A 24,163-nucleotide genomic window follows, 5' to 3' on the forward strand; every position below is an offset into this window, starting at 1 on the left:
TTCAGCTCCTGAACACGATGTCAGGGGCGAAATCGGCAACCGAGCGGCGAGCCACCAGCAAGGCGACGATCATCGCGCCGATAATCGCAGCCGCCGGCACCAAAATGTCTGCGGCCCGAAAAGCCACCCACGGCAGTAGCGGCTGCACCGCAGTGACAATCAGCGGCGTTGCCAGAAGCGCGGCCAGCAGTGTGCAAGTGGCAATGATCGCTGCCACCATGGCGACGATGAGCAATACATCACCGCGCCCTGCACCATGACCGAGCAGCGAGACGATATCGGCATGATAACGCTGCATGAAGCGCAGCACGCCATTCGCCATCAAAATGGTCATCAGCAGGCCTGCCAAGATGGCAGCGAGCAGAATGGCGAGCCCGGCCCCAGTCTTGTTCTGCCAATAGCGGGCCGAGCTGTCGGCAAACTCATCTGCGGACAATAGCCTGACGTCAGGGAAAGCCCGGTCATAGGCCTGGCGAAGTGCAGGCACATCGGGCGTACTGCCGGGCGTGTCGAAGATCAGGAACGAGGTGCTGGTGGGATCCATCCGCAGCAACGAACGCGCCCTGTCGAACGGCAGCAGCACATAGGGGGCGCCGAGAAACGTCGGAAGACTCCCTGTTGTCTGCGCCAGATGCAGGCTGGTGTCGGCAATGGTCGCGACCTGATAGGTGGAGAGGTCTGCGACAAGGTCCAGCCGTTTCAGATCGGAGAGGTCTGCAGCGAAACCATTGTCCGGCAGGCCGCTGCCGTCGAGGCCGACCACTGCCACATTGCCCCGCTGTCCCGTCGGTGATCGCCAAGGCGCAAAACCGAAGACCACACGGCGATAGCGGGCACCGGGCGCAACGCGTGCAAGGACCCCAGCATAATCCTCACTGAACGGGGTCGGAAAATCGAAGCACTCGACCGAAGCCGCCGCGACCCAGATGTCGCCGCCCAACGTCCGCGGAACCACCGCCGACGCATTGAGGAAGGACGTGTACACCGAATATTGGAACATCGCGACAATCGCAGCGACGGAGCATGACAGCAGGGTGACCAGCAGAAACCGGCCGTCCTGCAAGACGATCGCGCGCACCAGCATCGCGGCAGCCGGTACCGGTGAGGCCTTCAGCAGGGTCATGACGGCATCGCAGCATTCATGCCCGCCGAATAGTGTGGGTTAGCGAGTGTGACGGTGCGCTATCCCACGAAAAATATGTGACATTTCACACATGCTGCGATATTTGCCGAGCGACAGGGGCCATAATGCGCGCGAATCAAGAGCTGCAGGAAGACTGGGGCAGGGCGGGGCGCATCACCCTGCCTGAGCCGTTGGTGGTCGATTTGCTCGCGCGCTCCCGCCAGATCCACACGCGCAGCGGGCAGATTCTGATCTCGGAAGGCACGACGTCCGACGATGTGTTCTACATCATCGACGGGGAAGTGCGCGTTTCCGTGTTGTCGTTCGGCGGCTCAGAGACAGTGTTCCGATCTATGGGGAAGGGCGAGTTGCTCGGCGAACTCGCCGCGATCGACGGAGAAGAGCGCTCTGCCAGTGCGGTTTCGGTCGTCGACAGCCATTTGGCCTGCCTCAATGCAAGAGAGTTCCGGCTATTCCTCTCGGAGGTGCCGGCAGCCGGATACTGGATGGCGCGACAGCTGACCCACCGCGTTCGTGATCTGTCGCGACGGCTGTTCGAGATGGCGACGCTGCCGATTGGCGGACGGCTTGCTGCAGAGCTGCTGCGGCAACCGCACGATGGCGTTGGGGACGCTGTGCACATCCGCCATGTGCCAACCCATGCCGATCTCGCGTCGCGCATCGGCACCAATCGGGAAACGGTGACAAAGGAACTCGGTGCATTGGTGCAGCGCGGCCTGTTCATCCGTGTCGACCGCGGTCTCGACATACCGTCGGTTGCGGCGGTCGAGGCCCATCTGCTCGACCTTAGGCGGTAGCTCCGGGGATGGACGCGATTGCCACTGCCAGCCAGCGCCGCAATCTCACGGTCCTATTTGCTGACTTGTGTGGCTCGACCCGTATTTCCGGCGCGCTGGAGCCGGAACAGTTTGCGGCGCTGCTCGAACAGCTACGCGCACTGGTGGATGTGATAGTGCAGCGGCATGGCGGGCTGGTGGTCAGAATCGATGGCGACGGCGCGACATGCGTATTCGGTTACCCTGTTGCCGCCGAAGATGCTGCCCGTCGCGCTACCGAGGCCGCATTGGACTTGCACGCGGCGGTGATCGCGCTCGATCACTCCTTTGCCGTCCCTGACATGCCCATTCGCCTGCACAGCGGCATCCATTCCGGACTGGTGCTGGTGCGCGAGGGCGATCTGGTTCGTGGGCGCATCGAAATGCTGGGCGATGCCACCAATATCGCTGCGCGGCTGTGCGATCATGCTGGTCCGGATGAGATTGTCGTCAGCGAAACATGCCTGGGTGCAGACCGCCACTTCTTTGAAACTGCACGCAGCGAGGCTGTCGAATTGCGTGGACGGGCAAATCCGATCCCTGCCTTGGTGATTTCCGGCCGTGCGGAAGTGCCCAACCGCTTTGTTGCCCGCTCAAAACGCGGGATCGCGCCGTTCAGTGGCCGGGACGACGCCTTGGCACAGCTCCGCCTGCGACTTGACATGGCGGGTCGGGGCAGCGTTGAGCGGCTGACCATCGTCGGTGAGCCGGGTATTGGTAAGACCCGGCTGATGTCCGAATTTCTCGATGAGGCCGTCGCCAAGGGTGTGGCGGTGCACCGGGGCTATTGCGAAGCCTATCTGGGTGCAAAGCCGTTGCAGGCATTCGAGCAGATCGCTGACTCGATCGCCGCCGCGCATGCCGGCGCGGATATCGCAGCGGAACCGGACATTGTCGGCCGCATGCAAAGCTGGGCGAACGGCGGAGCGGATCGACCTACCATATTGGCGATTGATGACTGGCAGTGGGCGGACGATGCTACCCACAGCCTGCTCGACGATGTCGCTCGCCTGCGCGGAAGCAATCTGCTGATCCTGCTCGCCAGCCGGCCAGACACCGGGCATGCCGCCGAAGTTGCGGATGGTGCCAGCATCGTGCTCAGGCCATTGTCGGCATCGGCGTCCGAGCAGGCCGTCCGGGGGCTGATGCTCCGCGCCGATCCCTTCAGGGTCCAGCGCATTTGCGACATGGCTGGCGGCAGCCCGCTGTATATCGAGGAATTGTGCCACGCCGATGATGCGCTGCTGGCAGACAATGCGGCGGCAGCAAGCCCGAGTGCGTGGCTCGACGGTCTTATTCAGACGCGCTTTCTCGATCTGCCCAACGATCAGGCGCGCCTGCTGCGTATAGCCTCGGTAATTGGCCATATCCTGCCAACCCGGCTTTTTTCGACCGTTGCCTCCGTCGGCACCGACGACCCCCGCATCGCTGCGTTGCAGGCCGCAGATTTTCTCTATGCCGGTGAAGTCGAGGGTACGTTGCGATTCAAGCACGTGCTGACGCGCGACGCCATCTATCGAGTGGTTGGGCTGGACGAACGCCGCCGCCTGCACGCGCTTGTAGCCAAGGAACTGGCTGGCTTCGCCGAACTGGATGGCGAGGCCGATTATCTCGATGCCTTGGCCTATCATCACGCGGCATGCGGCGATGTGCGTCGGGCCTGCGCTTACTCGATCAAGGCGGGGGACCGGGCAATGGCTTTGGCAGCGCTCGATCGCGCTCAAGGCCATTATCGCTATGCGTTGACCCATCTCGTCCAAACGGAACCCGCGGCCGACGATCTGGTCGATCTGGTGGTGAAATACGGACGCGCCGCGGTCATCGATCCGTCGCTCGAACAACTGCCCGTGCTCGAAAACGCGCGGCGACTGGGTGAGGAAACCGGTAATCGTGAGGCCATGATGTTCGCCAGCTATTGGGCGGGGGCGATTCAGTACGGGCTGGGCAATGCGCGAGAATCGCTCGCGAACATCGAGCTTGCGCGGACGCTCGCGGTGCCCGGAAAAAGGCCGGGATTCGACGGGCAACTGCTTTCCAATCTCGGGCAGTCGCATGCCATTGCCGGCAATTTCGCCCAGGCGCGCGACTACCTCGGCCAGGCCATCGATCGGCGCCTCGCCGAGCCCAAGCGCGGGCGTGGCAACCCGGGCCATGCCTACAGCTTCGGTAGTCGCGGCTATGTACTCGCGGTGCAGGGGCATTTTGCCGATGCCTATCGCGATTTCGACGCCGCTTTCGCCACGCTCGACGGCATCGACCACCCGGTGCGCGGCTCGGTCACCTCGCTGCGGGCCTTGTCCTGCCTCGTCGAAGGGCAGGTCGACCGATGTCATGCGCTGATCCGTGAAGCAATAGCCATCAGCCTGTCAGCCAGGGCGCGCTATCTTGTCGTGTCATGCCGTGCGGTCGAAGACTATGCGCAATGGCTGCAAACCGGCGACGACCGGCATGTCGAGGCACTGGTGTCGCGCGTCGAATGGCTGCTCGGGTCAGGCAGCCGCCAGCGCCTGTCGAACAATCATGGCTGGCTGGCGGAGATGTTCGCGCGACGCGGCGATGCGGCTGGAGCTGACCACCATTTCCGCGCCGCCTGTGCTCGCGCCGATGCCGGAGACCGGCTGGGTGAGACTATAGCCTGCCGGGCGATGGCGCGGCTCGCCGCGGAAGGCAGAGTGACGGCAGATCCGCTTGCTTTCCTCGAACGTGCTTATGCCTCGGCCCGACTGCGCCAGTCTCCACGCGAACATTATGAAACCGATCTTTGCGCCGCCGATGTCCATCGCCTCCTCGGCAACCTGGATCAGGCGCAGGTGGTGCGGCAACAGGCCATCGCCGGTTTTAAGGCGCTGGATATGCAGCACCGGCTGAACCAGCTTACGCAGACGGATGCTTTTCCAGCGGCTCCCCGGAAATCTTGACGATCAGCGATGCCGGCAGGGCTTCGATACGGCCAGATTTCAGAAGGGCGGTCAATATCCCTAGCATTGCCCCCATCGCCATCTTTTGCGCCGGGCAGGCATGCACCGGCTGCTGCGGGTCGATCGGGGCCTCGGCAGATGGATCGTCACGGTTGTAGCCTGTCGCCGGCTGTGTGCGATTGCCGCCGAAGATCAATGAGACATCGCCCGGCCCCGAAGGGTTTTTGAACAAGGACTGCTGCGATGCAGACACAAGGCTGACGATCACCATATCGCCTTTTCTGACCGGCACAGGCTTTGCGCCGCCCGCGCCATCATCGTTCAGAATATCGTCCTCAAGCGCTAGGCGATGCAGCAGATCGGGTGCCGGTCGCTTGCACATGGCGCGGGTCATCGGCGTCCACAGCGCCGCTTTGGCTGCGTCATAGTCGGTCGGGTGGTTGCGGAGCGCGCGTTCCAGCGCCGCCTGATTGCGCCACAGCGTCTTTTCGCCCAGCCATTCCACCAAAATGCCGCGCAGATTGCCGTCCATCGGCGGCATGGCGCCGACCATGATGCCGATCAGATTGCGGGCGAGCGATTCCTTATCGTCGGGCATCGCCTTGAACATACGACTGCTGACCCAGCCCGGCGGCTCGTCCTCGCCAAAGAAGCGGTCGATGAATTTCTCGCCAGCCTTGCGGATGGCCGGGCCGTGATCGGCGGCAAAGGCCCTGATGCTCGGCGTCGGGCGCGGGTAGAAAGCGCCGCGTGACGGAGACAGGCAATCGCCGGGGCAGCGTGCCTTGCGCAGCTCCTTTTCAGGGTTTTCCGGATCTGTGGCCTGTCGCCAATTCCATCCGCCATTCTCCATGATATCTCGCAGCCCGAGCGGATCGGGCTCGCCTGGCAGCGGACCCGGAATGCCGAACCAGGACCGGCACACTTCTCCGAGCGCCGGCATCAAATATTGGCGGCGCAACTCCAGCTTGAAATAGGGGAAGCGGTTGTCTCGTGCGCGCTGTCGAGCCGCATCGAGCAGCTTCTTGCCCGCCGCGTAACCGACATCGAACGCCAGAGCCTCACCATAGTCCAGCAGGATGCGGTTGGTTTCGTAGGACTCCTTGGCATAGTTGAACTTGCCGTTGAGGTCGGGATAGGTGGTGTACCGGTCATCCGGCTGCTGGGTGACATAGATTGCCCCGCTGGTCTTCTCGATCCGGTTGAGCTGCTCCTCGACCGAATAGGTGCGCCAGTTCGCCAACACATAGCTGACGTTCTTGGGGTTCGCGACGATGATGGTCGGCCGGTCGTTAGGGTCTGCAGCCGGTGCGCCAAGGTTAGCGAGGATATCTGCGACTGCTGACGTATCGTCGGTAGCTGGTACGACTATCCCAAAAGCGCCTTTGGGATAGCTGACGGTGGTCATGCCACCCGATCGAGCTGTGTCCTCCCGGACCCCCAACCGGTACGCACCGCCTTCATACCAACGGATCGCCGACCAGATATTCTGGGTGATGGCCAGCTCGCCCGGATCTTTGGCGTAGAAATCCTCCAGCAGTCGCTTCCATTCCTTTGCCGCGATTTCTGCTGGCAAACTCTCGACCTTATCAATCTTCTCCCGCCCGCCATTTTCGAGCAGCTCAGGGAAATCGGGGATGGCATCGTTCAAATCGCGAGACCGCAATTGTTTGCTCAATTGGGTGAGCCCGCTGCGGGACGGTACAAACAGATAGAGGCCCCACTTCAGTTCGACAAATGGCTCGTCGAACGCGACCCGGGCAACCCGTCCCTGCCATTCGAACTGGAACAGCCGTGGTTCTCCGCGATCCAGACCGAAGCGCGACGACCCGGCCTTGGGCGCGACGCCGAGCAAAGGATCATTCTGGCTCGACGCGATACCGGTGCTGTTGCCGCCATTGATCCAGCGCTGGATCACCTCATACTGCTCGGCAATGCTGGACTGGTAGGACATGAACATCAGCCCGCGCGGCGCGGCTTCGTTGACGCCTGGCACAAACCGCGGGCCATAGGACATGCCACGCCTGACGATCCGCGGCGTCGGGCGGCCATGCTCACGGATGCGCGGGTTGGTGCGGCGGATGTGCGAGGCGAACGGGCAGCGCTGACCCTGCTTGTCGCCGTCGTAGGAAAAATCGTTCGGAGCATCTCCGCTGAGCGGCACCAACGGAGTGCCGTCGCGCCTCCGCCCGATGATCTGATAGGCCAGTTCATCAGCGGTGATGACATGGCCATGGCTGCGCAGCCATCGCGCCTGGTCCTCCATCTCCCGGTTGAAGGCGTCGACACGCTGCTCAAGTTTCCGCACCACCAGAAAGCTGCCATCCTTCATTAGCTTCCTGGCACCCCGGAGCTCGCCCGAATAGCCATAGTCATCGCGGTCGTTGCCATAGCCCAGCAACACATCGCCGCGCGCGACGCTGTTGTTCCATGGTCCCTCACGGTTGCCAGGTGCCCCGGGCTCGCGGATTTCAGGTTGGCTGAGGCCGTCGGCAAAGCCGAAATGATCGGTGAAGCCACCGTCAGGGCGGGGCAGGCGGTTCATCATCTCATAGGACAGCAGTTGCGCGCCCGAGGCCTCGGCCTCGGCCGCCAGCCGTGCGATCTCGGCCATGAGGCCAGCTTCATCGGGCTTGCCATCGGCCGGCGCGTGCCGCAGCTGGATGACGATGTCGATCTCGTTGAGGTCTACCGGCGGCCGGGCCGGGCCGTCATGCGGCGGCCAGTTGCGTGGTGGCAGCGTCCAGCGCCTCGGATGCAGCTCGCGCATGTCGCCCAAATGGCCCGATCGCTCCGCCATGCCTTCGCGGAATTCCTTGGGCATGCCGTCGATGGTGGCCTTGTACACCGCAAGCCGCTTCAGCCCTTCGGCGGTGAAGCCGACGGTGCGGTAGAAACCGTTCTCAGGCTCATCGCCATGAAAGTGAATTTTCAGCCCACGCAGGAATGCCCGCGCGCCATTGGCATCGGTGACGGTCAGCAGCAGCAGTGCGCCGGTAAGAATGGGCGTTCGGCCGGCATCCTGTGGGCCAAGAATGCCGCCCTGCACCTCGGTCGGCTCATGGGTCGGGTCCTGTGCAACCGGCCGGTTCATATCCTTGGGCTTCGGCGATTCGGCAGTCGCCTTGGCAGCGCTGTCAAACCAGTCCAGCGGCTCGCGGTAGAGTGCTGCGATATCTGGCCTCAGCAGATCCCGTGGCCAGCCTAGCAAAATGCTGTAGGCGACCCGCGCTAGGTACTTGCCCTCTTCCACAGGCGGATCCCGTTCGTCATCCGTCGTGGCGCGCTCTTTCAGCAAGGCGTCCTTGAGCGGAAACAGCCATTCCGGCGGGTAGAAATCGGCCAGGCGGAACAAGACGGTCAGCACTTCGAGTGCCAGCTCGTGCATTTTCGCCATCGCCCGGAGATCATTCTGCTGTGCAGACGCAAGCGCTGCTCCACGAGTGGCGCTTGCCTCCTCCTGCGGATCGACAATCACATGGCGCAGGATCGCCAGCTGGCGGGCGTCTGCGTCGACGTCCGTCTCGCGCAGCAGCCGGTCGATCTTGCCATGATAGCGGTCATCACGAATGCTGGCCCCGCTGGTCGCGTAGAAGATGGCGCTGTCCACCTGATGCTCGCGCACCCAGTTGAGGAAGTCCTCGCAGCTGTTGTCGCCGGCCGGAACATAGCCCTCGCAATTACAGAAGATCAGGTCGAGAAACGGGCCGAGCGGATCCCAGATGAGCCGCATGTACGGCTCCCACGCGGAATCGAATGTCGCTGTCAGATACAGAAAGCGGCGGGGTTCGATGGTGTAGGTGAGGGACTCTCCAGAACCGTCTTTACGCTGCGCAAACAGGTCTTTGTCGAGCAAGCCGATCCGGAAATCGAGCAGGGTCATGATCCGTTCGGTCACGTCGGAAAACGGCACCGTGAATTCATGCTCGCGCGCGCTGACGCGAATGCGGTTCAGCGCTTCTGCAACAATTTGCAGCCTGGTCGCATATGTGATGTTCTCATACGCATTGATGAACCCCTCCCTGATCGGAGCGACAACCACAAGATCGGTGATGCCATCGATGGTCTTGCTGCTGATGTCCGTTGTCATGGCTGGTCCCCGATTGTTTCGCCCTCGGCAGGATGAAGCAAATCGACATGCTTGCAACGTGACAAAAGTCACCTTGACCTAACCGTTGACGGTAACGGAAAGCCGTCGCGCCGATGACGGTATTCCGTCACCGGTACAGCGGCCCTCCCAAGTACTGCACCGGAGTTTTGCGCCAAATTCGACGGGTTGGGCAGGGGGAGTGCCGCAGCCTTGGCGCTGGCACGGTGTTTGCGACGTGCTGGCCATGAACGCCATCACCTTCTTCCGCACCAATCCCGCTGCAGGCCGTCGGAGCGGCTTGTCGGCCGCCGACGGCACCGAAACGAACGACGTGCTGCGGCGGCATCGCCTGATCCACGATCACATGGCGCTGGCCATGCGTATCGCATCGCAGCTCCACAGCCGCACACGCAGCAATATCGAGCGCGCCGATCTCGTGCAGATCGGGATGACGGCGCTGGTCGAGGCCGCGAATACCTATCAGGATCGGGGTCATGCGTTTTCCAGTTACGCCAGCGTCCGTATCCGCGGCGCCATGATCGATCATCTGCGCCGGTCGTCGGGCGCCGCACGCTCGGCTGCACGCCAGCGGCGGGACCTTGCCGCTACCCGCCATGCGGTCGAAACCGCGCTCGGCAGGGCCGCATCGGCGATCGAGATGGCGGACGCCATGGGTCTGTCGGTTGCGGACTATCACAAGCTGGTCGATGCCTGTCAGCCGGTCACGCACCTCGGCCTCGATACCGCTTATGACGACAAGGCGGCAGGCTTTACCGACGCGGCACCGGCTGCCGAAGAGCAGATCACCGAAGCGCAGCGCGCAGCCTGCCTGCGCAGCGCCATGGCGCGTCTACCCGAACGCGAGGCGCTCGTGCTCGACCTCTACTTCGCCCACGGCCAAAGCCTCGACGCCATCGCGCGCCGCCTCGCTGTCGGGCCGGCGCGTGTCTGCCAGATCAAGCGGGAGGCATTGCTGCGCCTGCGCGGGCTGCTCGCCGGACTGATCTGACCGGCAAAAGCTGCGACTCAACCGAAGCGTTCGGCAAGCTTCCGTTCCCAGGCCAGCGCATCGGCGACGATCCGGTCGAGATCGTCATGCTGCGGCCGCCAGGGCAGGGTGGCGAGGATCCGGCTGTTGTCGGCTACCAGCGCGTCGGGATCGCCCGCGCGCCGCCCTTCCAGGGTGCGCACCAACTTCCGGTTGGTCACCCGGTCGACCGCATCGAACACTTCCAACACAGAATATCCGCGCGAATAGCCGCAGTTCATGATGTGGCTGGCGGTCGGTTCGGACATCAGCCGGTCGAGCGCGTGGACATGCGCGGCAGCGAGATCGCTGACATGGATATAGTCGCGCACGCCGGTGCCGTCGGGCGTCGCGAAGTCGGTTCCGAACACGCTGACCTTGTCCCGCTTGCCGGTCGCCGCCTCTACCGCCACCTTGATCAGGTGGGTCGCGCCTGCGGTCGACTGGCCGCTGCGTCCCTGCGGGTCGGCCCCGGCGACGTTGAAATAGCGCAGCGCACAGTAATTCATCGGATGCGCTGCTGCGACATCGGCCAGCATCCCCTCGGTCATCAGCTTGGACATGCCATAGGGGTTGATCGGCCGCTTCGGGCTGTCCTCGCGCACCGGCACCTCGTCCGGAATGCCGTAGGTGGCGGCGGTGGAGGAGAAGATGAAATGCCGCACGCCTTGCGCGACCGCACTTTCCAGCAGCGCCTGCGTCGCGACGGTGTTGTTGCGATAATATTTGAGCGGATCGACCACCGATTCCGGCACCACCACCGATCCGGCAAAATGCATGATCGCGCCGATGCCATGCTCGGCAATCGTCTGTCGCACCAGCGCCTGATCGGCAATATTGCCGACGACCAGCGGTACGCCGTCGGGCACCGCCCAGTCGAAACCGGTCACCAGATTGTCGATCACCACCACGTCCCACCCGGCATCGCGCAGCGCCAGCACAGCGTGGCTGCCGATGTAGCCGGCACCGCCGGTGACAAGAACGGGAAAGGCTTTGGTCATGGTCGGGCGTCCTGATTATGCCGGCGCGCCAGTGGGGCGCGCGCGGAGCGCAGCGAAAATATAGGATCGACCGTTAACGGCGCGTAGCGCTTGGCGCACCATCGCATCGTCGCGAGCCTGGCGCCAAAAAGAAAATGGTCGGGGAGAGAGGATTCGAACCTCCGGCCCCTGCCTCCCGAAGATTGCGCACCTCGCATTTCCGCCAGTTTTCCGTTGTCATATGGTGCCCGAGCGGTGTCACCCGGTGCGCCATGTTCGCTTGCCGTTCACGGTAAGAGGTTCAGATTGAACCAACAACCCCTGTCCATGCAGAGGGCAGGGAGCCGCGCCGATCTACGCAGACAGACCCGGATAGTTCCGGCCTGCATGCCGCGAAGCGGCTGCGCACCCTTCCGTTTGGAAGCATTTTCCAATGGCCCCGCCGGTCGGGCGGGCAAAGGGTGTCTACAGTACCGACCCCCTTTCATTCCAACTGTCCGAGCAACTGTCCGGACTACTGTCCGGAGCGGCGATCCCGTCGCCTCTACCGACGCAATCGGACCCCAAAATCGCCCGCCCGGACAGTTCGTCGGACAGCCGCCCGGACAGCTATCCGGACAGTCAGAATATCGCTTTTCAGCGCATCACGGACAGTTGGACACTGAAATGCCGAAGCTGGCGCACGGTCGTGCGCCTGCGCGCGTACTTACCTAAGGTTGAACATACTGTCCGGAGAAAGAGGAATAGAGGGAATATGGCAGGCAATCAGGCAGAGCTTTTCCTGCACCCGGTGCGATCATCGGCGCAGCTTCAATTCGAGCAATTCTATTCAGCCAGGCTGCGCCCCGATCTCGGCGCGCGGTTGACCGCGACGGAGCTGCGCGAGGCGTACATGCGATTCGCGCTCGATCACGGCTTTGGGAGCCTTTCGTTCAAGCAACTGCGCGCAGCGATGGAAGAGCGCGGGCATCGGCGCATCTACAGCAACGGGGCGCGCTACTGCGACGTGACGTGGATTGCGGACGGCGAGGCGGCCGCGCCGCCGTTCGATCCTGCAGCCGAGCTGCGCGCCATCATGGCCCGGCTCGCGCTGGTCGAGCGGATGATTGCCCCCGCACCCCCTCCGGCCATCGGTGGCGAACCATGAAACCCTTCCGCCCGGAAGCATTGCGGAAGCGTAGGCGGAACCTTTTCGCCAGCTTTCCCGCGCCTTTGGGAGCATCGGAACCTTTCCGAACAAGTTTCCCGCATGCGCGGGCGCGCGCAGACACACGCATGCGCGCGCATGGGAAATTGGGCGCGTATGCTTCCGATGCTCCCAAAGGCGCGGGAATCCTTACGTTTACGGTTCCATAATCATTCCATCTCCCTTCCGAGAGGCAACAAAGGTTCCATTGGTCATGACAGACAAGCTTTACGGAACATCGCACTGGCGGAAGCTTCGCCGCCTCAAGCTGGCAACCGATCCGCTATGCGAGGATTGCGAGGCAATGGGCCGCCTTGTGTCTGCAAGCGTGGTCGATCACCGCAAGGCGGTCTCCCAAGGCGGCGCGGCGCTCCCGCCTTTGGCCGATCTGGCTAGCCTGTGCCCTCCCTGTCACTCGGCAAAGACGGCGCGCGGTGACGAAGCGGGCGCGGCTCGATCAAGCAAGCCGCGAAAGGGTTGCAGCCCCGATGGCAGCCCGCTCGATAGGCGGCATCCATGGCATGCTGCCACCCTCAATGCTTCCCTCACCGGCCCCAAAACCGAAGCCGCGCGCCGATAGAGCGGGATTTTTCCCGCGGGAAATCGCTCAGAGCGGGAATAATCCCACCGCGGCCCCAAGGCAGAATTTAGTTAGTTGAGTTTTGCGGGAAATTTGCGGGAAAAATCCCGCTCGAAAGGAGACAAAGATGGGATTGCGAGGGCCGGGAGCTGGCAGGCGGCGCGAAGTGGCGATGGGCGCGCCTGTGTCGCTGGCCGGAACGCTGTTCGAGCCGTTCGCGCCACCGGCAAAGCCGCACCCTTGGGAGGCCCCCGGACTGACCCGCGCAGAGCGCGTGCTGGCCTTCATCGAGAGCCTGCCGATCACGAAGGGCTTTGGCGCTGGCGAGCCGATCCAGCTCGAGGGATTCCAGCGGGAATGGATTGAGGCGATCTACGTCGAGGACGGGGCAGGCGAGCGCCAGGTGCGCACCGCGCTGCTTTCCGTGGCGCGCGGCAATGGCAAGACGGTGCTGTGCGCCACGCTGGCGCTGTGCCATCTGTGCGGCCCGGAATCCGAGCCGCGCGGCGAGTGCTACAGCGCAGGGGCGACGCGGGAGCAGGCCGCGCTGATCTATTCCGAAATGGAAGCGATTGTGCTGGCGACGCCGTGGATGGCGGCGCGGCTCAACCTGAAGCGGTTTCACAAAGAGATTGAGGATCAAATCAACGGCTCGATCTACCGGGCGCTGGCGAGCGACGGCGGCGCGCAGCATGGCTTGGCCTCGTCGTTCATCGTCTGCGACGAGCTGGCGCAGTGGAAGCGGCGGGAGCTGTTCGACGTGCTGCGCACGTCGACCGGCAAGCGCCGGGAGCCGCTGCTGCTGGTCATTGGCACGCAATCCCCCCGAGCCGAAAACGTCATGAGCGAGCTGGTCGACTATGCCGGTCGCATCGCATCCGGCGAGCTGGTCGATCACAGCTTTCACGGCGCGGTCTATGCCGTGCCCGATGATGCCGATCCGTACGACCCGGACAACTGGCCGCTGGCGAATCCCGCGCTGGGCGTGTTCCGCAGCGCGCGGGAGCTGGCCGAGGAAGCCGAGCGCGCGCGGCGCATGCCGACATTCGAGCCGAGCTTCCGCAACCTTTACCTTAACCAGCGCGTCGATGCCGAGCCGAAGGCGATCAATCCGGCGGAATGGGAAGCGTGCGGGCGCAAGATCGATCTGGCGACGCTGGCCGGACGGCCCTGCTTTGGCGGACTGGACCTGTCGAGCACGCGCGATCTGTCCGCCCTCGTGCTCTACTTCCCGCAGGATGAGGGCGCGGTGCTGACGTTCACATGGTGCCCCAAGGATAACCTTGCCGACCGCGAGGAAGTGGACCGGGTGCCCTATCGCACCTGGGCGAACCAAGGGCACATCATCCCGACACCGGGCCGCGCGATCGACAAACATTTCATCGCCGCCGAGCTGGCGCGCGCGATCGACCAGTTCGACGTGCGAGGCATCGCCTTTGACCGCTGGCTGATGAACGACCTTAAGGCGATCCTGATAGCCGAAGGCATCGATCTACCGTTGACCGAATGGGGGCAGGGCTTCCGCGACATGGGACCGGCGGTTGACGCATTCGAGACCGCCATGCTGCGCGGCCAGCTGGCGCACGGAATGCACCCCGTGTTGCGATGGAGCGCGGGCAACCTGATATTCGAGACCGACCCGGCGGGCGCGCGCAAGCCGAGCAAGGGCCGGTCCATCGACCGCATCGACCCGATGGTCGCGCTAATCATGGCGTGCGGGCTGGCTGCGCGCGACACCGGCCCCGAAGTGTATAAGGGCAGTGGCATCACATGGCTCTAGTCCCGCCCCGAAGGGCAGGGTTGCGCAGGCAGCGATTTAGCGGCAGTGTGTCCGTGGGCGTAGAAACCCGGACTAAAGCGGCGGACCCGTTGGCGCGGTATCCGTCGAAACATGGCAGGCGTTTGGCGACGCGCTGCGACCTTGGCTCAATGCCGGGGGCGACGCGCTATGTCCAGAGCGAAAGCTTAAAAACCGTCGGCCTGTCTTTAGCAGGTTTCTACCCCCCGGCGACGCGCCGGTCGCGTCATGGCCGTAGAAAGCCAATCTAAAGAGACCGATCATGAACCAAGTTCACAATTTTGCGCACCGCACCCCTGTATCGCCTGTCGCCGATATTGTGCGCGTAATGGCTGACGATGAGTCGGACAGACTGGCCGCGATATGGAGTCGCGCCAAGGACATGAAAACTGTCGTTGCGTTACTTGCCGAGATCAAAGGGCAGCATTCTGACGTGACCGATATACTTTGGATGATCCATCGGGAATTCGATGCCATCGAGGCTATCGCCTTCACCACGACTGACATGTGACGCCGAGCCGCAAGTGAGGTTGACCATGCCTCACTTGCGGTGTATCGGCAGCGCAGCGATTGATCGAGGTGCCCAATGAGCCGACCCCCAACCTTTCCCGACGAGCTGCTTGAGATGGGCCGCGATATGCTGGCCGCCCAAGATGCCCGCTTCACCGAGCCGCGATATTCGACGCCGGTAGCATTCGCCGCCGCTGGCGTGTCGGAGCGCGACGGCCGCCGCTGGCTTGATCGTGGAATTGTTAAACCCGACGATTGCGGCGTCGGTCGGAGCAAGTTCCGCTTTTCTGTCGCAACCACCCTGACCTTGGCGATCATGTCGCGCATAGTGCGGCTTGGCATGTCGCCAGCTGAGGGCTGGGAAATTGGCGAGCTGTGCAGCAAGACTTTGCGGCGTCATCTCAACACAATCTTTGCGCGCGCCCTTCGCGATCTCGGCGGGCACGGCCTGTTTATTCACATTGCCCGCGACGCGACGGGCGAAGTAGTCATCGCCCGTTCGCACCATCCCGAAGTAATCGCCGAAGAGATTGGCGACGCAGCCATCACAATCGACCTTCTCAAAGTCGCCAGTGCCGTCTGTGACGGCCTAGGATTGTTGATTGTTGTCGGCGATAGCCGCGCCCACTTGCGCGCCGCCGACGATCTTCAACGCCGCGAGCGCGGCGAATGAGCTGCTGCCATCTCCGAGGGCGCGCGCCGCGTCCGAGAAAAGGCAGTCCGCGCCGTGGCAGCAGGGGTTTAGTCACCCATGAGGACGGTTCGCAGCGGGCAACGGCGCACAGTTTTCCAACGTCGAGAGACAGTCGGTTTCACCGTGCCGGGGCGATCATCGCCCCGGCCAGTTTGAAGGAAGAAAGACGATGAACAAGAAGCATGCCGAGCTGCTGGAGCGCCGCGCAGCAGCCGCTGAAAAGATGGCAACACTTGAAGATGCGGGCGGCCAAGCGTTCGATGACGCTCAATCCGAATGGGCGGACCTGAACATGCGCGTAAAGCGGGCGGAGCTTGTCGCCGCCACAGAAAGAGCATCTGACGGCGAAGTCATCGGCGGCGGCACCCGCGACGCGAAGCTGCATACCGAGCTGCGCGCCTTCTCGATCCGCGCCGCCATCGCCGGGGCGGCGGGCCTGAATGTCGAATGGGGCCGCGAACGCGAGCTGCAAGCCGAGCTGGCGACGCGCGCGGGCAAGGCCGCGCAGGGCGTGTATATCCCGACCGAAGCGCTTGAAACGCGCGTCATGACTTCAGCCAGCGGCGGTACCGGTGTTATCCCGACCGACCATCGCGGCGATATGTATATCTCCGCACTGACCGCTGCGAGCGTCGTGCGTTCGCTAGGCGCCACGGTGCTGACCGGCCTGAGCGGCAATGTCGAAATCCCCCGCGAGACCGGCGCGCCTTCTGTTGGCTGGTTTGCAGACAATGCCGCCATCCCGACCGGCGATGGCTCATTCGATCAAGTGACGCTGCAGCCGCGCCATGTCGGCGCGATCACCGAATGGTCGCGCAACATGCTGCTGCAGTCCAGCCCGCAAATCGAGGGCCTGATGCGCAACATATTCGCTCGCGATCTTGCGCTGGCAATCGACCGCGCAGCCATTCGCGGCGGCGGCACCAACGAACCTGTCGGCATTCTGGCGACGAGTGGCATTCAGACAGAAGCCTATGTCGCGCCGCTGATGGACGTGGCGGCCAAGATGATTGCCAAGGCGAATATCGCCAATGTCGGCATGTCGCGCGCCTTCCTCTCGACACCGGAAGTCGGGCAAATCGCGATGCTGACGAAGGACACCACCGGCCTGCCTATCCCGGTTGCCGACCAGTTCCACGGCGAGCGCTACCAGTTCAGCAATCTTGTGCCGAAAACGCTCAACCCGAGCGCGAACAAGCATGGCCTGATCTACGGCGACTGGTCGGAATTGCTCATTGGCGTGTGGACCGAAATCGACGTGCTGGTGAACCCCTACGAATCGACGGCATACAGCAAGGGCAATGTCAGTCTGCGCGCTATCGCGACGACCGATGTTGCCTTGCGGCATGCAGCCTCGTTCGTGTCCGCAACCGGCTTGGCGGTGGCCTGATATGGCGGACGGCATCGAATTGGAGCGGCGCACCTTTACCGAAGTGCGCACCGCCGCAGGCGGGCGGAAACTGGAAGGCTATGCCGCTACGTTCGGTGCCGCCGCGACCCTTGGCGCAATCACGGAAGTGATTGCGCCAGGTGCGTTTCGGGCGGCCATCGGCGGTGACGTGCTGGCCTTGCTCGATCATGACCCGTCGCGCGTTCTAGGCCGCACCCGATCCGGCACGCTGCGCTTGACGGAAGACAGTCGCGGGCTGGCCTTCTCGCTCGATCTGCCCGACACGGCGGCGGGCCGCGATGTGGTGGCGCTGGCCGAGCGCGGCGACCTTGGCGGCATGTCGTTCGGCTTCATGGTGCCGGATGGCGGCGAGGAATGGGACGGCGAGCGGCGGACGCTGCGCGCCGTCGATCTGCGCGAAATATCCGTTGTGTCGGCATGGCCAGCCTATCCCGATACCAGCCTTGCGTTGCGCAGCCGCGCGGCGACTGGCGACCGCGCCCGCCGCGAGCGGGCAGTGGCAGTGGCGAGGGCATTATCATGCGGATGATCGACCGCTTCGCCCGACTGGCTGGATACGAGCGCCGCAGCGCCCCCGATCCGAGCTGGTCCGCCATCGCCCCCGCCACGGGCTATGGTGCCATGCTGTCTGCACGTGGTGCAGAGAATCTGACCACTGTGCTTGCCTGTGTCGGCGCAGTTTCGTCGGCGCTGTCGAGCATTCCGGCGCTGGTCTATCAGCGCGACAAAGATGGCAACCGCACCGAAGCGCCGGCGCATCCGCTGGCGAAGCTGACTCGCGCCGGCGTGAATGCCAATATGAGCTGGCCGGAGTTCATCGAACATATGATGTCGTCGGTGCTGCTGACCGGCAACGCGCTGGCCGAAGTGCTGCGCGATACCAAGGGCAGGATCACCGGCCTTCGATTTATCCCTTGGTATGAGGTGACGGTTGTCTATCTTCCGAGCGGGCGGCTCGCCTTCGACGTGAGGGAAAGGCGCGGGCCCGTGCGGCGGCTGCTGGAAGGCGAGGTTATCCATCTGCGCGACCGCACCGACGATGGCTTGATTGGCCGATCACGACTGTCGCGCGCCGCTGGCGCTGTCGAGGGCATCGGCGCAGCCGAGACATTTGCGCGCCAGTTTGTGCGCAATGGCGCGTCACCTTCCGGCGTGATTAAATCCGCCACGTCACTGACACCGGAGCAAGTGGCCGGGTTGCGTGCGCAGTTCGATGAGCGGCATTCCGGCGCTGGCAATGCAGGGCGCGCACTGGTGCTGGACGGCGGGCTAGACTGGGTTGCCCGGCAAGTGTCGCCAGAGGACGCACAGCTACTGGAAACCCGCAAATTCGGCGTCGAAGAAATCTGCCGACTGTTTCAGGTGCCCCCGCCGCTGGTGCAGGATTATTCGCACAACACGTTCACCAACAGCGAGACGGCGGGCCGATGGTTTGCCATGTTCTGTCTGGCCCCGTGGGCGCGCAAGATCGAGGGCGAGTTTGCCCGCTCGGTTTTCCCGACGAATGGCCCCCATGAATTGGAGCTGGATCTAACCGGCTTCCTTCGCGGGGATCCGGCGACGCGCTGGCAAGCCCATGCCATCGCCCTCACCAACAATGTTCTGGACCCCGACGAGGTGCGCCAGGTCGAAGGCTGGAACCCCCGGCAACAGGCGAGCCTGTGACGGCGGCCGCGCTTTCTGAGCATGCCCCGCGACCCTATTCGACCCGCTGCCTAGCGGCGCGATGGGGTTGCAGCGAAAGCGTTGTGCGCAAGCTGATCCGGCAGGGCCGGTTGCGCAGCTTCAACGTTGGCGCTCTAGTCCGGGTGTCTGCAATGGAAGTCGAGAGGTTCGAAGCATGCCAGCCCAAGGCGAATACACCGTGCAGCGATTCCGACAGGGATTCGCCATCGTGTGGAGAGACGAGACCGGCAAGCGCCACCGCCATACCCTCGTCGCGGACAATCGGCCCAGCGCCGAAGCGGAAGCGCGCGCCCGCTGGGAGGCCGGAGACAGTAGCCCTTGGACCGTGGGCAGGATCGTCACGGCATATCTAGAGACGATCACCGGCAAGCCCTCGCACCGCCGCCGAGTCGACGCGTGGAAGGCCGCGCGCGGCTATTGGGAGGCGGTCGACCCGCTGCTGATAGATGAGCCTATGTGCCGCGCCTATCGAGCGACGCGCCGTGTTGGCGACGCGACCGCGCGGCTAGAGCTGATGCTGATATCGACGGCGATCAATTGGGCCGTCGCGCAACGCCACGTGCCCACGCGCCGCCCGATCTGGCTCCCGCCGCTGCCAGACCGCAAAACCCGGCACCTAACCCGCAAGGAATTCGAGGCGTTCTACGCCGCGATGATGGCCGAGCACGCGCGCGTCTATGCGATGATTGGCCTGTACACGATGGCCCGCCCCGGCGCGATTCTCGATCTCACTTGGGACCGGGTAGACTTCATGCGCCGGCTGATCGACTTCAACCCCCCAGGTCGAGCGCAGACGGCCAAGCGCCGCCCGGTGCTGCCCATTGGCGACCGGCTGCTGCAGGCATTGCAGCGGGCGCACTCGGCCCGGACTAGCGTCTATGTGGTCGAGCGCGGCGGGCGGAAGGTCGGCAACATCAAGAAAGCGTTTCAGGCCGCCAGCCAAAGGAGCGGTGTCCATGCGACCCCGTACACGCTGCGCCACACTGGCGCGGTGTGGGCCGCCGAGGGCGGGATTCCCATGGCGGAATTGGCTCAAATGATGGGGCATGACGACGACCGAACGACGCAGCGGCACTACGCGCGATATTCGCCCGGCTATCTGCGCAGCGTTGTCGAGGCTATCGAGGGACCGCCCCAAGCGGCGCGAGGTTCACAATGAACCTTGCGCCACTGTTCACAAGCGCCCCGCCGATCACGGAAATGCGCGAAAAAAGCTGGTCGGGGAGAGAGGATTCGAACCTCCGGCCCCTGCCTCCCGAAGACAGTGCTCTACCAGGCTGAGCTACTCCCCGACCGTTACGCCTGTTGCGCCCGCGGGCGGGCACCCCGGCGTGGGGCAGGCGGGCGCTATAGTCAGCGGTTGTTAGAGTGGCAAGCGGCAATCTGGGTCAGACGATGTGGCCGAGTGCGCGCAGGCTGATCGTGGTCGGCGGCGCGTAGATTAGGTGATCGAGCAGTCTGGCGTTGGCGAGGCGGCACAGTGCGGCCACTTGGCGGGTTGCGCTGAGATCAGCATGTGAGGGTAGGGCAGGGCCGAGCGGATGGTTGTGGGCGATAACGATCATGGCGACATCCAGATTCCGCAAAACGCGGCGAATGCAATGAATAACGAACCTGTTCGAGTTGGGATGATCTCTAGCTGCAGTCATCGCTACCAATCGGGCACGTGTGTCCATGCCGGCAGCAATGAACCATTCGCAGGTCTCGCCGTCAAAATAGGGTTGAAACAAGTCGGCGAGCGCCAAGCCGTTGTTCGACGCGTCCAATGACGCACTTGCAAAGACAGGGCGGCAGACTTCACATCGCGGGGATTGCATGGCACACCAACCTGCGTGGTGATGCTATCGCTATCCGATTCTTGCCCGATCAAGCGCCCAAATGGCGGTAACATCGAAGAATTGCTCAATAGCTATTGTAGATAACACGAAATAATTATTTACGCAATCGAGGTTTGGCTTGCTGCATACATCGCGCTCACATTATGAAATGCAGTATCTCGACCTGATGCGCCGCATCTGGTCCGAAGGGGACGAGCGCATCGACCGCACCGGGGTCGGCACGCGCAGCCTGTTCGGCGAGCAGCTCCGCTTCGACCTCAGGGATGGCCGGATTCCGCTGCTGACGACCAAGCGTGTCTACTGGAAAGCGGCGGCGCGGGAGATGCTGTGGTTCCTCACTGGCGACAGCAACATCCGCCCGCTGGTGGAGCAGGGCGTGCATATCTGGACCGACTGGCCGCTCGACAGCTACCGCCGAGCCACCGGCGAAGATATCGATCGCGACGCCTTCGAGGCGCGGATCATCGCCGACGAGGAATTTGCTCTGAAATGGGGCGATCTGGGGCCGGTCTACGGCGTGCAGTGGCGCCGCTGGCCGCAGTTCGAGCCAGCAGGCGACGGCCTGTGGCGCCGCAATCCGGATGGCATCGACCAGATTGCGCAGTTGGTCGATTCGCTGCGCCGCAATCCCGCTTCACGCCGTCATATCTTCACCGGCTGGAACGTGGCCGAACTCGACGGCATGGCGCTGCCGCCCTGCCACATGACCTATCAGTTCCACGTTTCGGGCGACGGCGGCCTCTCCTGCCTGCTGTTCCAGCGCAGTTGCGATGTCGCGCTGGGGCTGCCGTTCAACCTGTTCGGGGCGGCGATGCTGACCGCCATGCTCGCCCAGCAGACCGGCCTTGCGCCGCGCGAACTGGTGTGGAGCGGCGGCGATGTCCATCTCTATCTCAATCATGCCGCGCTGGTCGAAGAACAACTGTCCCGCCAACCCGCCGGTGATCCCCGCTTCGCAATCCTGCGCAAGCCGGACAGCATCGATGGCTATACAATCGCGGATTTCGAGGTCCGGGATTATGCCCCGCAGGCGCATATTGCAGCGCCGGTGGCGGTCTGAACCCCTTGCCCTGTCATGCGAAATATCATAACAACCAGACGCAATAAATAATCATAGCTTGGGAAGAGGTGAGCGCGATGCCTGACTCGCACATCCGCCGATCGGACAATCTGCCGCCGCTCACCCTGCACGTCCCCGAACCGCGCTTCCGACCCGGCGATACACCCGACTTTTCCAACATCGATGTGCCGCCCGCCGGCGCCAGCCCGCGTCCGTCAGAGGACAGCAGGCCCGCCGACATCGCCGGCCACGCCTATGGCCTGATCCGCGTCCTCGATGACGAGGGGACAGCCACCGGCCCGTGGGACCCGCGCCTGTCGCCAGACCGGCTGCGCGCCATGCTGCGCTACATGTTGCTGCTGCGCGCCTTCGACGACCGCATGTTCCGCGCCCAGCGTCAGGGCAAGACCAGCTTCTACATGAAATCGACGGGCGAGGAGGCCGTGTCGGTCGCCGCCACCATGGCGCTGTACCGCGACGACATGTGCTTCCCGAGCTACCGCCAGCAAGGCATCCTCCTGACCCGCGATTATCCGATGGTCGAGATGATGAACCAGATCTACTCGAACCGCGGCGACGCGCTGAAGGGGCGGCAGCTCCCCATCATGTATTCGAGCAGGGATTACGGCTTCTTCTCGATCTCCGGCAACCTCGCCACCCAATATCCGCAAGCGGTCGGCTGGGCGATGGCCAGCGCTGCCAAGGGCGACACCCGCATCGCCGCCGTCTGGTGCGGCGAGGGCAGCACAGCCGAGGGCGATTTCCACAGCGCGATGACTTTCGCCGCGGTCTATAACGCGCCGGTGGTGATGAATGTCGTCAACAACCAGTGGGCGATCTCCAGCTTCTCCGGTTTCGCTGGCGGCGAACGTACCACTTTCGCCGCGCGTGCCGTGGGTTACGGCATCGCCGGGCTGCGGGTGGACGGCAACGACCCGCTCGCCGTCTATGCCGCCACCCAGTGGGCCGCCGACCGCGCCCGCACCAACAACGGCCCGACGCTGATCGAGCATTTCACCTATCGCGCCGAAGGGCACAGCACCTCGGATGACCCATCCGCCTATCGCGCGCGGGAGGAATATGCCGCCTGGCCGCTGGGCGACCCGGTGTTGCGGCTAAAGGCTCACCTGATCGGGCTGGGCGAATGGGACGAGGAGCGCCACACTGCGCTCGCGGCCGAGCTTACCGATGCGGTCAAGGCGGCGCAGAAGGAAGCGGAAAAGAACGGCATCCTCGGCCACGGCATGCACCAGCCGTTCGAAAGCATGTTCGAGGATGTGTTCGAACATATGCCTCCGCACCTCGCCGAGCAGCAGGCGCAGATGATCGCCGAACAGACCCGCAAATTCGGACCCGATTGGAAGCCCCAATGAGCGCCGCCGCAACCATGGACAGCGCGGCCGACGCCGGCACCCGCCGCCTCAACATGATCGAGGCGATCAATGACGCGATGGATGTCATGCTGGAGCGCGACCCCTCGGTCGTGGTGATGGGGGAGGATGTCGGCTATTTCGGCGGCGTCTTCCGCGCCACGGCTGGCCTGCAGAAAAAGCATGGCAAGACCCGCGTGTTCGACACGCCGATCACCGAATGCGGCATCATCGGCGTCGCCGTCGGCATGGGCGCCTATGGCCTGAGGCCCGTCCCGGAGATCCAGTTCGCCGATTACATCTACCCCGCGCTCGACCAACTGGTCAGCGAGGCGGCGCGGTTGCGCTATCGCTCGGCCGGGGATTTCATCAGCCCGCTCACCGTGCGCTCGCCGTTCGGCGGCGGCATCTTCGGCGGCCAGACGCACAGCCAGAGCCCTGAGGGCATCTTCACCCATGTCTCCGGCCTCAAAACCGTCATCCCCTCGACGCCTTACGACGCCAAGGGCCTGCTGATCGCGGCGATCGAGGACAATGATCCGACCATCTTCTTTGAGCCCAAGCGCATCTACAACGGGCCTTTCTCGGGCTATTACGACCGCCCGGTCGAGCCGTGGAACAAGCATGCCGGCTGCGAGGTGCCAGGGGGCTATTACCGCATCGACCTCGGCACCGCGCGCATTGCGCGGGCAGGGGAGGCGGTGACTATCCTCTGTTACGGCACCATGGTCCATGTCGTGCAGACCGTGGTCGACGAAATGGGCGTGGATGCCGAGATCGTCGACCTGCGCACGCTGGTGCCGCTCGACATGCCAACCATCGAAGCGTCGGTGAAGAAAACCGGGCGTTGCCTCATCGTCCACGAGGCCACCCGCACTTCCGGCTTCGGCGCGGAACTGGCGGCGAGCGTGCAGGAACGCTGCTTCTACCATCTCGAAGCGCCCATCGGCCGCGTCACCGGCTTCGACACGCCTTATCCCCACAGCCTCGAATGGGCCTATTTCCCCGGCCCCGTGCGCATCGCCACCGCGCTCGACCAGATTTTGAAGGATTAAG

19 protein-coding genes and 1 tRNA gene are annotated in these 24,163 nt (G+C 63.7%); 15 read left to right on the forward strand and 5 right to left on the reverse strand.

Annotation, left to right across the window (positions count from 1 at the left end):
• Window position 1: 1 nt before the first annotated feature.
• The gene (locus tag AC0QC4_RS08765; RefSeq protein WP_483659440.1) at window positions 2-1,123 is read right to left on the reverse strand and encodes a hypothetical protein; all 1,122 of its coding nucleotides are present in this window, start codon (window positions 1,121-1,123) and stop codon (window positions 2-4) included.
• A gap of 125 nt (window positions 1,124-1,248) precedes the next feature.
• Here AC0QC4_RS08765 and AC0QC4_RS08770 point away from each other — a divergent pair, with 125 nt between their 5' ends.
• Together AC0QC4_RS08770 and AC0QC4_RS08775 are read left to right on the forward strand one after the other, a co-directional pair.
• On the forward strand, window positions 1,249-1,941 hold the full coding sequence (locus AC0QC4_RS08770) for a Crp/Fnr family transcriptional regulator (RefSeq protein ID WP_483659442.1): 693 nt from the start codon (window positions 1,249-1,251) through the stop codon (window positions 1,939-1,941).
• A gap of 8 nt (window positions 1,942-1,949) precedes the next feature.
• Window positions 1,950-4,877, forward strand: a complete 2,928-nt coding sequence (locus AC0QC4_RS08775; protein WP_483659444.1) for an AAA family ATPase — start codon at window positions 1,950-1,952, stop codon at window positions 4,875-4,877.
• Here the strand turns inward: AC0QC4_RS08775 and AC0QC4_RS08780 are convergent.
• A complete protein-coding gene (locus tag AC0QC4_RS08780) occupies window positions 4,834-8,967 on the reverse strand; it encodes a Dyp-type peroxidase (protein ID WP_483659445.1) in 4,134 nt (1,377 codons plus the stop codon). The genes AC0QC4_RS08775 and AC0QC4_RS08780 overlap by 44 nt on opposite strands.
• 244 nt (window positions 8,968-9,211) lie before the next feature.
• Here AC0QC4_RS08780 and AC0QC4_RS08785 point away from each other — a divergent pair, with 244 nt between their 5' ends.
• A complete protein-coding gene (locus tag AC0QC4_RS08785; RefSeq protein WP_483659447.1) occupies window positions 9,212-9,976 on the forward strand; it encodes a sigma-70 family RNA polymerase sigma factor in 765 nt (254 codons plus the stop codon).
• A 17-nt stretch (window positions 9,977-9,993) separates the two neighbouring features.
• On the opposite strand, the gene galE is transcribed toward AC0QC4_RS08785, so the two are convergent.
• Window positions 9,994-10,995, reverse strand: coding sequence for a UDP-glucose 4-epimerase GalE (gene galE, locus AC0QC4_RS08790; RefSeq protein WP_483659449.1), 1,002 nt, complete (start codon window positions 10,993-10,995; stop codon window positions 9,994-9,996).
• A gap of 412 nt (window positions 10,996-11,407) precedes the next feature.
• On the opposite strand from galE, the gene AC0QC4_RS08795 reads away from it, so the two are divergent.
• The 9 genes from AC0QC4_RS08795 to AC0QC4_RS08835 all read left to right on the forward strand — a co-directional run bounded on the left by AC0QC4_RS08795 (window position 11,408) and on the right by AC0QC4_RS08835 (window position 19,998).
• The gene (locus AC0QC4_RS08795) at window positions 11,408-12,121 is read left to right on the forward strand and encodes a hypothetical protein (RefSeq protein ID WP_483659451.1); all 714 of its coding nucleotides are present in this window, start codon (window positions 11,408-11,410) and stop codon (window positions 12,119-12,121) included.
• A gap of 253 nt (window positions 12,122-12,374) precedes the next feature.
• Window positions 12,375-12,740: an HNH endonuclease signature motif containing protein gene (locus AC0QC4_RS08800; protein ID WP_483659453.1), complete on the forward strand. Its 366-nt coding sequence runs from the start codon at window positions 12,375-12,377 to the stop codon at window positions 12,738-12,740.
• A gap of 127 nt (window positions 12,741-12,867) precedes the next feature.
• On the forward strand, window positions 12,868-14,520 hold the full coding sequence (locus AC0QC4_RS08805) for a terminase large subunit (protein ID WP_483659455.1): 1,653 nt from the start codon (window positions 12,868-12,870) through the stop codon (window positions 14,518-14,520).
• Window positions 14,521-14,800: 280 nt separating this feature from the next.
• Window positions 14,801-15,049 (forward strand): hypothetical protein, encoded by a 249-nt coding sequence (locus AC0QC4_RS08810; RefSeq protein WP_483659457.1) that lies wholly within the window; start codon window positions 14,801-14,803, stop codon window positions 15,047-15,049.
• A gap of 75 nt (window positions 15,050-15,124) precedes the next feature.
• Window positions 15,125-15,721 (forward strand): hypothetical protein, encoded by a 597-nt coding sequence (locus tag AC0QC4_RS08815; protein WP_483659459.1) that lies wholly within the window; start codon window positions 15,125-15,127, stop codon window positions 15,719-15,721.
• 190 nt (window positions 15,722-15,911) lie between these two features.
• Window positions 15,912-17,132 carry a phage major capsid protein gene (locus AC0QC4_RS08820; protein WP_483659461.1) on the forward strand — a complete coding sequence of 407 codons (1,221 nt, stop codon included), beginning with the start codon at window positions 15,912-15,914 and terminating at the stop codon, window positions 17,130-17,132.
• Window position 17,133: 1 nt separating this feature from the next.
• Complete coding sequence (locus tag AC0QC4_RS08825) at window positions 17,134-17,682, forward strand: HK97 family phage prohead protease (RefSeq protein ID WP_483659463.1); 549 nt, start codon at window positions 17,134-17,136, stop codon at window positions 17,680-17,682.
• Window positions 17,673-18,818, forward strand: coding sequence for a phage portal protein (locus tag AC0QC4_RS08830; protein WP_483659465.1), 1,146 nt, complete (start codon window positions 17,673-17,675; stop codon window positions 18,816-18,818). The genes AC0QC4_RS08825 and AC0QC4_RS08830 overlap by 10 nt, the downstream gene beginning before the upstream one ends.
• Before the next feature lie 175 nt (window positions 18,819-18,993).
• Entirely contained in the window at window positions 18,994-19,998 is a 1,005-nt protein-coding gene (locus AC0QC4_RS08835; RefSeq protein ID WP_483659467.1) for a tyrosine-type recombinase/integrase, read from the forward strand.
• A 56-nt stretch (window positions 19,999-20,054) separates the two neighbouring features.
• Here the strand turns inward: AC0QC4_RS08835 and AC0QC4_RS08840 are convergent.
• A tRNA-Pro gene (locus AC0QC4_RS08840) sits at window positions 20,055-20,131 on the reverse strand.
• Window positions 20,132-20,227: 96 nt separating this feature from the next.
• Window positions 20,228-20,584 carry a JAB domain-containing protein gene (locus AC0QC4_RS08845; RefSeq protein WP_483659469.1) on the reverse strand — a complete coding sequence of 119 codons (357 nt, stop codon included), beginning with the start codon at window positions 20,582-20,584 and terminating at the stop codon, window positions 20,228-20,230.
• A gap of 241 nt (window positions 20,585-20,825) precedes the next feature.
• Here AC0QC4_RS08845 and thyA point away from each other — a divergent pair, with 241 nt between their 5' ends.
• The 3 genes from thyA to AC0QC4_RS08860 all read left to right on the forward strand — a co-directional run bounded on the left by thyA (window position 20,826) and on the right by AC0QC4_RS08860 (window position 24,162).
• Window positions 20,826-21,737 carry a thymidylate synthase gene (thyA, locus tag AC0QC4_RS08850; RefSeq protein ID WP_483659470.1) on the forward strand — a complete coding sequence of 304 codons (912 nt, stop codon included), beginning with the start codon at window positions 20,826-20,828 and terminating at the stop codon, window positions 21,735-21,737.
• Window positions 21,738-21,814: 77 nt separating this feature from the next.
• Window positions 21,815-23,110, forward strand: coding sequence for a thiamine pyrophosphate-dependent enzyme (locus AC0QC4_RS08855; RefSeq protein ID WP_483659472.1), 1,296 nt, complete (start codon window positions 21,815-21,817; stop codon window positions 23,108-23,110).
• Window positions 23,107-24,162 carry an alpha-ketoacid dehydrogenase subunit beta gene (locus AC0QC4_RS08860; protein ID WP_483659474.1) on the forward strand — a complete coding sequence of 352 codons (1,056 nt, stop codon included), beginning with the start codon at window positions 23,107-23,109 and terminating at the stop codon, window positions 24,160-24,162. The genes AC0QC4_RS08855 and AC0QC4_RS08860 overlap by 4 nt, the downstream gene beginning before the upstream one ends.
• Window position 24,163 lies beyond the last annotated feature (1 nt).

The organism is Sphingomonas sp. jy18 (assembly GCF_056931895.1).